9 protein-coding genes and 2 tRNA genes are annotated in these 12,620 nt (G+C 43.4%); 2 read left to right on the top strand and 9 right to left on the bottom strand.

Going from position 1 to position 12,620, the window contains the following annotated elements; genetic code table 11:
• Nucleotides 1–36: 36 nt before the first annotated feature.
• The 9 genes from truB to tpiA all read right to left on the bottom strand — a co-directional run bounded on the left by truB (nucleotide 37) and on the right by tpiA (nucleotide 9,051).
• Entirely contained in the window at nucleotides 37–1,128 is a 1,092-nt protein-coding gene (gene truB / locus ABYU67_RS01340; protein WP_372843201.1) for a tRNA pseudouridine(55) synthase TruB, read from the bottom strand.
• Between the two features lie 18 nt (nucleotides 1,129–1,146).
• On the bottom strand, nucleotides 1,147–1,551 hold the full coding sequence (locus ABYU67_RS01335; RefSeq protein WP_372843200.1) for a ribosome-binding factor A: 405 nt from the start codon (nucleotides 1,549–1,551) through the stop codon (nucleotides 1,147–1,149).
• A gap of 246 nt (nucleotides 1,552–1,797) precedes the next feature.
• Nucleotides 1,798–4,524, bottom strand: a complete 2,727-nt coding sequence (infB, locus tag ABYU67_RS01330; protein WP_372843199.1) for a translation initiation factor IF-2 — start codon at nucleotides 4,522–4,524, stop codon at nucleotides 1,798–1,800.
• Nucleotides 4,525–4,673: 149 nt separating this feature from the next.
• Nucleotides 4,674–6,158 (bottom strand): transcription termination factor NusA, encoded by a 1,485-nt coding sequence (gene nusA, locus ABYU67_RS01325; protein WP_372843198.1) that lies wholly within the window; start codon nucleotides 6,156–6,158, stop codon nucleotides 4,674–4,676.
• Nucleotides 6,159–6,300: 142 nt separating this feature from the next.
• Nucleotides 6,301–6,801 carry a ribosome maturation factor RimP gene (gene rimP / locus ABYU67_RS01320; RefSeq protein WP_372843197.1) on the bottom strand — a complete coding sequence of 167 codons (501 nt, stop codon included), beginning with the start codon at nucleotides 6,799–6,801 and terminating at the stop codon, nucleotides 6,301–6,303.
• A 459-nt stretch (nucleotides 6,802–7,260) separates the two neighbouring features.
• A tRNA-Met gene (locus ABYU67_RS01315) sits at nucleotides 7,261–7,337 on the bottom strand.
• Between the two features lie 123 nt (nucleotides 7,338–7,460).
• Nucleotides 7,461–7,545 (bottom strand) — tRNA-Leu (locus ABYU67_RS01310).
• 159 nt (nucleotides 7,546–7,704) lie between these two features.
• Nucleotides 7,705–8,013 carry a preprotein translocase subunit SecG gene (gene secG, locus ABYU67_RS01305; RefSeq protein WP_372843195.1) on the bottom strand — a complete coding sequence of 103 codons (309 nt, stop codon included), beginning with the start codon at nucleotides 8,011–8,013 and terminating at the stop codon, nucleotides 7,705–7,707.
• A 237-nt stretch (nucleotides 8,014–8,250) separates the two neighbouring features.
• Nucleotides 8,251–9,051 carry a triose-phosphate isomerase gene (gene tpiA, locus ABYU67_RS01300; protein WP_372843194.1) on the bottom strand — a complete coding sequence of 267 codons (801 nt, stop codon included), beginning with the start codon at nucleotides 9,049–9,051 and terminating at the stop codon, nucleotides 8,251–8,253.
• A gap of 398 nt (nucleotides 9,052–9,449) precedes the next feature.
• Between tpiA and pilB the strand changes: the two genes are divergently transcribed.
• The gene (gene pilB, locus ABYU67_RS01295; RefSeq protein WP_372843193.1) at nucleotides 9,450–11,162 is read left to right on the top strand and encodes a type IV-A pilus assembly ATPase PilB; all 1,713 of its coding nucleotides are present in this window, start codon (nucleotides 9,450–9,452) and stop codon (nucleotides 11,160–11,162) included.
• A gap of 222 nt (nucleotides 11,163–11,384) precedes the next feature.
• Nucleotides 11,385–12,608, top strand: coding sequence for a type II secretion system F family protein (locus ABYU67_RS01290; protein WP_372843192.1), 1,224 nt, complete (start codon nucleotides 11,385–11,387; stop codon nucleotides 12,606–12,608).
• The last annotated feature ends 12 nt before the right edge of the window (nucleotides 12,609–12,620 follow it).

Below are 12,620 nucleotides of genomic sequence, written 5' to 3'. Positions count from 1 at the left end.
TTTACAGCTTTTGAGTGATAAACCCATCTGTTAACACTACAACTGGATCAACTTTTTAGGTTGTAATCGCCCATTTAGACTCACTGACCCTAAACCTATAAACGTGCCTTGTTCATCAATAAGACGAATATCAACCGGTATCTCATGGACCAATACCTGCTCAGTATCATCACTAGCGCTTTCAACCTCTTGATCAGAAACAGTATTTTTTCCATCAGTAGCTAAAGTCTGTTTGATAACTGCGCTTATATAACTCTTTATCTTATCAGTTAACTGCTCAATAACGTTTAAGCGCTGACCCATTTGTACGCGCTCGCACTGCTCTGATGATAGTATCAGCTCGATACCGATATCAACACACGCATCTACTGGCAATAAATAGATCTGACGTTGTTCTAGTGGCAAAGCTTCTAAATCGGCAAGCGCAATTGCCTCATCGATTTTAAAATCACCCACTTGTAGCCGGCGCAGAGCGGTTAAATGTCCAAGGGTACCAATGGTTTTGGCAATATCTTCTGCCAATACGCGTACATAGGTACCTTTTGAGCAAGTAACTGTTAACTGAATTTGCTGCTCATCAATGGCTTGTAAATCGATGGCTTTTAGCACAATGTCTCTTGGCGGACGCTCTACTTCTATACCAGCACGAGCATATTCATAGAGTTTTTTGCCATCTTTTTTTAAGGCAGAATACATCGGTGGTATCTGCTGCTGCGCCCCTAAAAACTGCTGCGCAACTTTGTCTAATAGTACCTCATCAAATAATGGAATCGGCGCCTCAGCAGTAACTTGTCCATCAGCATCACCAGTATCAGTTTGACTACCCAGTAGAATAGTCGCTTGATAGGATTTATCCGCATCAAGTTGATAGTGACTAAACTTGGTCGCTTCACCCAAACAAATAGGCAATAGCCCGGTTGCCATGGGATCGAGTGTGCCAGTATGCCCAGCTTTTTTGCTGTCATGGTTAGGCGATTTAAATAAATATTTCACCTTTGAGACCACTTGCTGAGAAGTCATACCTTGAGGTTTATCAACTAAAATAACCCCTGAGACTTTAATCTTGTTAGGGCGATGATTAGGCTTTTTATCCGTTTGCGTAGATGCTTCTCTAGAGACTATCGACATAATGGCTATTTTACCCTTCTACTCTTCGTTTTCTTGCTCATCAGACGCATTTTCTTCAGTTTTGACAACTGCTTTACTGATTAAATCCATCATGTAATTACCACGAGCAGTCACTTCATCATAGTGAAAGCGCAGACGCGGTGTGGTGCGAGTTTTCAAGCTATGGCTAAGCTCAGTACGTAAGAAGCCTGCTGCTTTATTAAGCACCTTGATACTTTCCTCGTGATTGGATAGGGTCATAGCATCATTGAGCTCAGGCTCCATAATGGTCACATACACATCAGCGTAACCCAAATCTGGGCTGACTTTGACGCTAGATACCGTAACAAAGCCCGTCAGACGTGGATCATTGACCGCATCGCGGATAAGGACAGCAAGCTCACGCTGAATTTGATCAGCTAAACGTTGTAAACGTTGGTTCATGTTATTACCTTGTTGTTAATCTGGTTTATTTTTATAAATCGATACCGTCATTTATCAATAAGTTTAACGACTGATATTCTTATAGACTAGAATTGTTAAAAAAGGCCTAGCAGGATGTACCTGTTAGGCCTAAGTACAGCTGAATATTTATAAGTTAGCTAACCTATCTTGCCATGCCGTATCGATGCTAAATTGATAGAGCGGATAATAGGATTAGCTAGCTTCATTCTAATGCTAGCAGTAACTCTAGATAGTACGTGCGAACTCTTGAATTTCAAAGACTTCAATTTTATCACCAGCTTCTACATCATAGCCGCGAACCGCTAGACCACATTCCATACCGGTACGTACTTCATTAACGTCCTCTTTATAGCGACGTAATGACTGTAATTGACCCGTAAAGATAACTTGGTCATTACGCAATACACGGATAGGCTTGTTGCGATAAATGGTACCTTCAACCACCATACAACCGGCAGCTGCACCAAACTTACTAGAGCGGAATACTTCACGGACATCTGCAACACCCAAGATTTTCTCACGATGTTCAGGCGCAAGCATACCGCTCATGGCCGCTTTTACATCATCAATCAAACCATAGATAACACTATAATAGCGAATATCCATATTGGCTGTATCTGCTTTACGGCGTGCGGTAGCATCTGCACGGACGTTGAAACCTAACAATACCGCTTCACTAGATTCTGCAAGCGTGACATCTGATTCAGAGATAGGACCAACGCCTGAGCTGATGACACGAACTTTAACTTCATCAGTCGATAACTCATTCAAGGCAGCAAGTAAGGCTTCAAGTGAACCACGTACGTCCGTTTTTAGAACGATGTTTAAGAACGATACATTACCCTGTTCCATCTGATCGAACATACTTTCTAGGCGCATCGAGTTTTGACGCTCAAGCTGACGCTCGCGCTCACGATTGCTTCTGAAGTCTGCAACTTCACGAGCTTTTTTCTCATCTGTTAAGACTAAGAACTCGCTACCAGCCGCTGGCGTTTCAGGTAAACCTAGGATCTCTACAGGGATAGACGGTCCAGCTGACTTGATACGCTGACCATGCTCATCGGTCATCGCACGAACTTTACCATAATGCTCACCCGCTAATACTAAGTCGCCTTGTTTCAATGTACCTTTTTTAACAAGGACACTCACAACAGGACCACGACCCTTTTCAAGTCTTGACTCAATGACCACACCTTGAGCAGCACCATCTAACGGCGCTTCTAGCTCCATTAGCTCAGCTTGTAAGCTAATCAGCTCTAGCAGCTCATCGATACCATCGCCAGTTTTGGCTGAGATACGAGCCATCGGAGTATCACCGCCCCAATCTTCTGATACTACCTCTTTTGCCGTCAACTCGTTAAGAACACGATCAGGATCAGCACTTGGCTTATCCATTTTGTTGATAGCAACAATCAATGGCGTACCAGCAGCACGAGCATGATCAATCGCTTCTTCAGTTTGCGGCATCATACCATCGTCAGCTGCGACAACCAGTACCACGATATCCGTCGCTTGAGCACCACGTGAACGCATGGCGCTAAACGCTGCGTGACCTGGAGTATCAAGGAAGGTAATCACACCACGTGCTGTTTTCACATGATAAGCACCGATATGCTGAGTGATACCGCCGGCTTCGCCAGTGGCCACTTTAGTCTCACGGATTTTATCTAACAGTGATGTCTTACCATGGTCAACGTGACCCATAATAGTCACTACGGGCGGACGCGTTTGTACGTTACTGCTGCGCTCATCAACCGCATCTTGTAGATCATCTTCAACTTTAGTATCACTGACAGGTACTGGATTATGACCCATCTCTTCAACGATAAGACTGGCTGTCGCTTGATCAATACTGTCTGATTCGCGAGCAATTTCGCCCATTTTCATCAGTAACTTAGTCACTTCACGAGCTTTCACTGCCATGCGCTGGGCAAGATCAGAAACCGTGATTTGCTCACTGATTTCTACATCATAAACAATTTTTTCAACAGGCTTTTCAAATTTATGCTGTGAAGACTGGCTTGAACGTAAGCCATTTTTGCGGCTCTTAATTTCACGCTCGTCTTGGTTTTTACGACGACCACGGCCACGGGCACTAGTGGTACTGGTACCGCGCTTGATCTCACGACGTTCTTTTTCAAACGACTCTTCCAATGCGTCACCGACTAGACCTTCTGCGAGTGGCTCATCCTTACGAACTTCAGTCACTGGCTGATCCGTATATTGACCGGCCATTTTACGCATTTGCTCAAGCGTGCGCTTTTGCGCTTCTTCAGCTTGGGTACGGCGTGTTTCAGTTTCGATCTCACGTAGACGCGCTTCTTCTTTTTCACGCGCTTCGCGAGCTTTACGCTCAACTGCCGTCTCAACTTTTGGTTTTGTCGCTGTTACTTTCTTTTTAGGCTGCTCTTTTGGCTTGACTTCAGTCGTCGTTTTGCCGCCTTTTTTCACAACCACTGAGGTTGAAATATCGTCATTCTTGTCGTCTGACTTTTTACTAGAGCCAAGGCTTGCACGCATCGCAGCTAAGGTAGCCGCTTGACGCTCTTCAGATTTTTTCTTGGTAGCAGCACGTTCTTCGGCATCTTTGGCAGCACGCGCTTGCGATTCAATCATCGCCTGCTCACGAGCAGCCAATTCTTCAGCCATCTTTTGTGGATCAGGCTTCTCAAATACTTTCTTTTTGCGCACTTCAACATTCACGCTTTTAGATTTGCCAGAAGATCCGGTCACACGCGCGGTGCTAGTTGTCTTAGACTTCAGACTAATACGACGCTTTTCTTCTTGACCATGACTTTGTTTTAAATACGTCACCAACTTTTCCTGCTCAAGCTCGGTGACTAGGTCACCCTCTGCGCGCGCAGGTAGTCCAGCATCTACCAGTTGCTGTTGTACAGCACTTGGGGTTTTGCTTACCATATCTGCCAGTTCTTTGACGGTCTTATCTGCCATTTATTATCACCTACTGTCTATTATTTGCTATATGTTCAATTCAGTTGTTGGCTACAAATGATTGGGGTAAGGCTGATATAGATGCTGCTTATATCAGCACTTTATTATCGATAGCATATCACCAAAAGACAGCGATATGCAGTTACCGCTTATTCATTGAACCAAGATTCCCGAGCTTTCATGATGAGTTTTCCTGCGGTTTCGGCATCTAAGTCTTCGATATCTTCTAAATCAAAGACGGCTTGTTCTGCCAAGTCATCAACCGTAATGATGTCCTTTTGTGCCATTTTATAAGCCCAACTGACCGTCATTCCTTCAAGATCTTGTAATTCTTGACTTGGCTCTTTCATGTTCTGTTGTTTGACCAGCTCATCTGCGATGACAACTTCTTTGGCACGCTCTTGAATCATATCAATCGCTTCGTCGTCTAAACCTTCGATATCATAGAAAGTCTCAACTGGCACATAAGCCACTTCTTCAATACTGGTAAAACCGATATCAACAAGCGCTTGTGCTAAGTCTTTATCGACTTCTAAGCGCTCATAAAATAATTCGATGAATGCTTTAGATTCGTTTGCTTGACGCTGCTGATACTCTTCTTCTAGCATCATATTTAGCTTATAGCCGGTCAGCTCAGAAGCCAAACGCACGTTTTGACCTTGTGAGCCAATCGCACGCGCCAACTGATCATTGGTGCTAAAGATAATATCAGCCGTTTGCGTATCTTCATCTAAAATGATACTGCTTACGTCAGCTGGCTCTAAAGCGCTGATGATAAACTGGGCAGGATCATCAGACCAAACCACCACATCAATACGCTCGCCATCAAGCTCTTGCTGTACTGCTTGGATACGTGTACCACGCATACCGATACAAGCGCCAACCGGATCGATACGATGATCGTTGGTCTTAACCGCTATTTTAGCACGTGTACCCGGTAAGCGAGCGACGTTACGAATTTCGATAATTTGTTCTGCAATCTCAGGTACTTCTTTTTGCATCAATGCTGAGAGCATCTCAGGATGAGTACGTGACAACAATAACTGTGCACCGCGATTTTCACGATTTACATGATATAAAATAGCATTGATACGCGACTTTGCACGCAGCTGCTCACGTGGCAACATCTGATCACGTGACAGATAGCCTTCAGCGTTGTCACCCAAATCAATGATATAACCATCACGGGTTTGTTTTTTGACTTCGCCATACATCATCTCGCCAACACGTGGCTCAAACGCATCTGCTACTAGATTGCGCTCCGCTTCACGAATCTTTTGGATGATAACTTGTTTGGCTTGCGTTGCGGCAATACGGCCAAACTCAATCGACTCGATCTGCTCTTCTTTAATATCACCGATTGACCATTCGTCTTGGTCAAGGTCAGTAATCGCAAGCTGACACGCAGGCATTTCATGGTCTTCATCTGCAACCACTGTCCAGTAACGATAAGTATCATAATCGCCGGTTGCACGGTCAATTGACACCCGCACTTCTACTTCCGGCTGATCGGTATATACTTTTTTCTTAGTTGAGACGACCAAAGCATCTTCGATTGCTTCAAAGATATCTTCAGGATTTAAGCCCTTCTCGTTACTGACAGTTTCTACTACCGTTAAGATTTCACGACTCATGCTATACCTGTCCTATCATTTTTAATTGACTTAAATTTTATAATTTTTAACTTACTCTATATTTTCACCATCAGCCATCAACTTAATTAACAGCCATTAGACCAACTATGCTTATACACAACTCAGTCTAATAACCAAAAGATTAAGCATCTTCATAAATTAGGTTGGCTTTATCGATATTGCTTAATGCTATCTCAAACTGCTCACCATCAGTGGCGGTCAGCCTTAAAGAGGTGGCGTCGATACTATCTAACCTACCCGTCGCTTTACGGCGTTTTTTGTCACCGTCACCGATCGCCTGTATCAAGCGCAAACTGACGGTTTGACCAACATAGCCATGCATTTGCTCATCTGAAAAGAACGCACGGTCAAAACCAGGTGACGATACTTCTAAAATAAATTCACCAGCGATCGGATCATGAACCTCAAGAATACCGCTCACTTGATGATTTACTGCAGCGCAGTTCTCAATCGTTACTTGCTTATCTTGGGCTTGATCTTCTGGTAATGCCTCAATATAGATGCGCAACAAAGAGCGATTGCCCTGCGGGGTAAACTCTATACCCCATAGTGCCACATCGCAAGCTGCGACAGCAGGAGCGATAATATTGGTCAATTCTGTAACTTTAGTAGAAAGCTTCATAATCTGTTTATCTTTTCCTATTTACTTATCTATCTTACTTAATAAATCCTACTGAAGTTTTTCTTCATGATGATTTAATAAGAACCTATCGTCATTTAAGCCGCAGTGATGGTCTTATGCCTAAAGTATAAACACAAATGATATCTACTGGGTATTTATATCAGGGTAAGCTTTACAAATATCAAGCTCAGCCGAACCATGCTTTTATTACTTATAAAGCAGTACTATCGATAAAAGAGTGAGGAATAAAAGATAGTTTGCTTAAGTATCATCGCACCCTGCATGACAGGTGATGACAAGCTTCTATAAATGGTACCGCACTCTATAGACATAGAGCTTAGCATAAGTAGGATAGATATCGCGATTACAGCGACCGCCAGATACAAAAAAACCCACAAGCATAATGGTGGGCTAATCGTTACTGACAAATTTAGTCGTGCAAAACATCAGTATAAAAAGTGGTAGCGGGGGCTGGATTTGAACCAACGACCTTCGGGTTATGAGCCCGACGAGCTACCAGACTGCTCCACCCCGCATCAATCTAGAACGCGTATTATAGGGAGGTTTTATAGTAGTGTCAATCTTTATTTAAAATAAATTTAAATTAAAACCTTAACTACTTATGAACGACGCACTTAATACGGTACAGCTTTAAAACTTGGTGCGATTGGGGGGACTTGAACCCCCACAGCTTGCGCCACCACCCCCTCAAGATGGCGTGTCTACCAATTCCACCACAATCGCATTATGCTAACTGTTCTATCTATAGTCTTAAAACCCATTATAATAGATGCGTAAGGTAAGCATCAAAGGTCTAAGACTTGTAAAAACAGAGAAAGCATTGTAAATGTAACGCTTTCAAATAGCAAGGGCTGCCTACCTAAAAAAACAGCGTAACAGCAACTACTGAGGATTTTGTGTCAACGGACGCGGTGCTTGTGGTGCTGACACTGGTGCATCTAGACGGAACTGATCTTCTGCCTGCTTACGCGCATGGACTGCAAGGGTCATACTGGTGATAAAAAAGATTGCGGTCAATACCGCTGTCGCGCGCGTTAAGAAGTTGGCCGTGCCCGCGGCACCAAATACTGTACCCGATGAGCCAGCACCAAAAGAAGCCCCTGCATCTGCCCCTTTACCATGCTGTATCAAAATCAAGCCAATCATGGCAATCGCCACAATAATATGCAGGGCTAATATAAACGTAAACATGGTGGCCTCTTTTGCCGTGTAATGACGACTGATAACGAAAAATAAATCGTGTGGTTTAATAGTGATAAAACTGAATGGCAAATGACGCCAAACTGATGATATAAATAGGGCGTATTGTACATGATTGCAAGGGCACTGTTAAACCCACTTTTACCAACTGATAAAGACATTTTTTGCAGGACAATCACAATATAGACTCACGTCTTTATTTTATCTGCCACGAGCCTATTAGTTGCTTCATTTATCAAAAGCGCTGGCAATCGTTAGAAAGCTCTCGGCCTTTAATGAAGCACCGCCAACCAAAGCACCATCAATCATAGGATCAGCAGCAAAGCTATCGGCATTATCGGCGTTAACACTACCACCATATAGAACTGTCATGTTAGCTTGCGAATCGGCAAATTCTGCTAGCGTTTGTTTGATATGCTTATGAGTGGCGCTGACTTCTGACACAGTTGGCACCTTACCCGTGCCGATTGCCCATACGGGCTCATAAGCAATAATAAGACGAGTCGATAGCGTATCAAGCAGTTCTGGTTGCTGGTCGATAAGGGCTTTGACCACCGTTAACTGGTTATCGAGGACTGTCAGTGTTTGCTTGGCATCATATTGTGCTTGGGTTTCACCGATGCAAAATACCACGCCTAACTTTTGCGACAATGCATGCGTCATTTTTTGCAATAAGATATCGTTAGATTCTTGATGATACTGACGGCGCTCTGAGTGACCAAGAATGGTCCAAGTTGCGCCAACATCAGCAATCTGCTGCGCTGAACATTCGCCTGTATAGGCACCTGTACTGGCACTATGGGCGCTAATATCTTGAGCGGCACACAGGATTGGCGTATCTTTTAGGCGAGCTTGCACGGCTGCCAAATGTATCAAGCTTGGTGCTACCATTATTTGACAATGCGCGAAATTATCGTGGCTAATCTGCTTGGCTGTATTCATAGCAGCGCATAAATCATCAAGTAGGACATCAACCTCATGGCTCGTTGCTGGATTCTGCTTCCAATTTCCAATTACCCAAGCTTGCATTCTTCTCTACCTTATCTTATATATGGCTGCCAATATGGCTAATATGCGCGCAAGTATAACAAATATTTCACAAGTGCTATAGTATCGTCCGTTCCAAATCAAAGCCGACTGTTCATCCGTTGCTTTAATAACGATCGCCAAATATTTATTTTGATAAGCCTCTATAGCCTGACTCTCTATAAAACCTTTGCGCTCACGTAAATCTCTATATGATTCTTTCAATATAGGATACAGTGCAAACAATCAATTTTTCTACAACGCAAACCTGTATTTAAAATGACCATTTTAACCATTCGCTTAACTACCAACGATAAAATGGTGATAATAAGGGCATGATCAAAAGCCCACATTTTAGGTAAATATATCGCCTACCAGATATCGAGCAAGGAGAAATCTTAATGTCTATCACAACCAATGCATACGGTGGATTAGCACAGCAGCTGATTAGCGAAGGTATCGTCAGTGAGGCGCATATGAAAGCGGCGCAGACGGATTCGCAGCAGCAGCAAATAGGACTGGTCTCTTATCTGGTAGAGCATAAGCTTGCCAATGCCTATCAATTGGCGCAAATGCTATCACAAGCGTTTGGTGATCCTTTATTCGATCTTGATGCCCTAAGCTCAGACGTTATCCCAAAAGACTTGGTCGATGAAAAAATCGTGCGTAAGTTTAATGCCTTGCCCATGTTTAAGCGTGGGCAACGCTTGTTTGTGGCACTCAGTGATCCGACCCGTATCGATGCAATCGATGCGATTGCCTTTAACTCGCGCTTGTCGATTGAAACCGTTGTGGTCGAAGAAGACAAGCTTAAAAGGCGTATCGAAAGCTTTTATGCCGATAGCATGCAGCATTTTGATAGCTTCTCTAATAGTGATTTGAATATTGGCTTTGATGAGAATCAGGAAGAAGATGACGGTGAGACCAAACTCTCTGATGGTGTCGAAGAAGCCCCTGTCGTCAAATTTGTCAATAAAATGCTGGTTGATGCTATTCGTATGGGTGCATCCGACTTACATTTTGAGCCCTATGAAAAAAGCTATCGAGTACGCTTTCGAGTCGACGGTGTGATGCAAAAGATGGCCAATCCGCCCGTGCAGCTGGCAGGGAAAATTGCCGCACGTCTAAAGGTAATGTCACAAATGGATATCTCAGAGCGCCGTGTCCCTCAAGATGGACGTATTAAGCTTAAAATATCCAAAGATAAGGCCATTGATTTTCGGGTAAGCTGTCTGCCAACCTTGTTTGGCGAAAAGCTGGTTTTGCGTATCTTAGATCCTTCATCTGCTATGCTTGGTATTGAGGCATTGGGCTATGAGCCTGACCAACAAGAGATGTTTTTAGAAGCGCTACATAAACCGCAAGGCATGTTGCTCATTACCGGTCCTACTGGTTCGGGTAAAACGGTTTCGCTTTACACCGGTATCAATATTTTAAATACGGGTAGTACTAACATTTCAACCGCTGAAGATCCCGTTGAGATTAACCTTGAAGGCATCAATCAAGTCAATGTCAATCCAAAAGTGGGTTTGAATTTCTCCACCGCTCTTAAGTCGTTTTTACGTCAAGATCCTGATATTGTGATGGTTGGTGAGATTCGTGACCTTGAAACCGCTGAAATTGCCATTAAAGCTGCACAAACGGGGCATATGGTGCTTTCAACCTTACATACCAATTCAGCGCCCGAAACGTTGACGCGATTACGCAATATGGGGGTCGCCTCCTTTAATATTGCCACTTCTGTGAATTTGGTCATTGCCCAACGATTGGCACGGCGCTTATGCAAAAACTGTAAAAAGCCTATTAGTATCCCGCGTCAAAGTCTGCTTGAGATTGGCTTTACTGATGCTGACTTAGACGATACAAACAATATCATTTACGAGCCAGTCGGTTGCAATGATTGCCGTGAAGGCTACAAAGGGCGTGTCGGCATTTATGAGGTGATGAAAGTCACTCCAGATATCTCACGAATCATCATGGAAGATGGTAACGCGATAGATATCAAAGATACAGCGCTAAAAAATGGTTTTAGAGACTTACGTCGTTCTGGCATCTTAAAGGTTTTACAAGGCGTTACCAGTATCCAAGAAATGATGCGCGTGACCTCTGAATAATATCGTTTTTAAAAGCGTTGCTATAGAGCGTACTTTGAGTAAATGTCATATTGTCTGTAGTATTTAATATTTAGTTACTAGCAAATAATAAGTAGTAGGAAAAATAAAACAGATAGGCACTGGTTTTTTGCGCTAAAATAAAGTATATCCGCTTAAAACAATGGGTTAACTGTGTTTTATGGCAGGCATTATCTATATTGGACCATTTTTGAAGGAAAGGACATGGCAAAAGCTAAGACCGACATGCTGTCAGACTTTGTCTATGATGGGGTAAACCGGCGCGGGCAAAAGGTAAAAGGTGAGACGACCAGTCGTAGCTTAGAGCTTGCCAAAGCCACGTTGCGCAAACAAGGTATTACGGTTAAAGGTATCAAGAAAAAGCCAAAACCCTTATACACCTTTAAAAAGTCTATTAAGCCCATTGATATTGCTATTTTTGCGCGGCAGCTGGCAACCATGATGAAAGCAGGTGTGCCACTAACCCAATCCTTTGAGATTGTCGCTGACTCTCTTGATAATCCAAGTATGAAAGATTTGGTGTTACAAATCAAAGGAGATATCGAAGCGGGTGGTACTTTTGCATCGGCATTACGTCGCCATCCACGCTATTTTGATGACCTTTTTTGCTCGCTTGTTGATTCTGGTGAGCAGTCAGGGGCGTTAGAAACCATGCTGGAGCGGGTTGCAACTTATAAAGAAAAGAGCGAGCTGCTCAAGGCTAAAATCAAAAAAGCCATGAAATATCCTATCGCAGTCATTGTGGTTGCTATTATTGTGACTATCATTTTGCTTGTAAAAGTCGTTCCCGTGTTTGCTGATTTATTTAGCTCCTTTGGTGCAGAGTTGCCTGCTTTCACTCAAATGGTCGTCGGGATGTCTGAGTGGATGCAAGCATGGTGGTTCATCCTCATTGTATTTATTGGCGGCGCTATTATTGGCTTTTCAGAAACCAAAAAGCGCTCAAAGAAATTTCGTGATGCTTTAGACCGTGCGGTATTAAAAGCCCCAATATTTGGCAATATCGCCTACCAAGCGGTGATTGCGCGGTTTGCTCGTACGTTGTCTACCACTTTTGCTGCCGGCGTACCCCTCATTGATGCGCTTGATTCAACTGCCGGCGCGGCAAATAACGTGGTGTTTTATAACGCTATTCAACAAATCAAAAATGACGTTTCTACCGGACAACAATTGCAGTTTTCGATACGCTCAACCAATTTGTTCCCAAGCCTTGTGATTCAAATGGTTGGTATCGGCGAAGAATCTGGTAGCTTAGAAGAGATGCTCGATAAAGTGGCAGTCTATTATGAAAATGAAGTTGATAACGCTGTTGATGGCTTGACCAGCTTAATGGAGCCGATGATTATGGCGGTCTTAGGTGTATTAGTTGGTGGCCTAGTCATTGCTATGTACTTGCCAATCTTCCAGATGGGCTCGGTAGTAGGCTAAACGCTAATTAAA

The organism is Psychrobacter sp. (assembly GCF_041554015.1).
Lineage (GTDB): Bacteria > Pseudomonadota > Gammaproteobacteria > Pseudomonadales > Moraxellaceae > Psychrobacter.
Note: the sequence above shows the minus strand (reverse complement) of the source record. Positions and strands in the feature narration are given on the sequence as shown.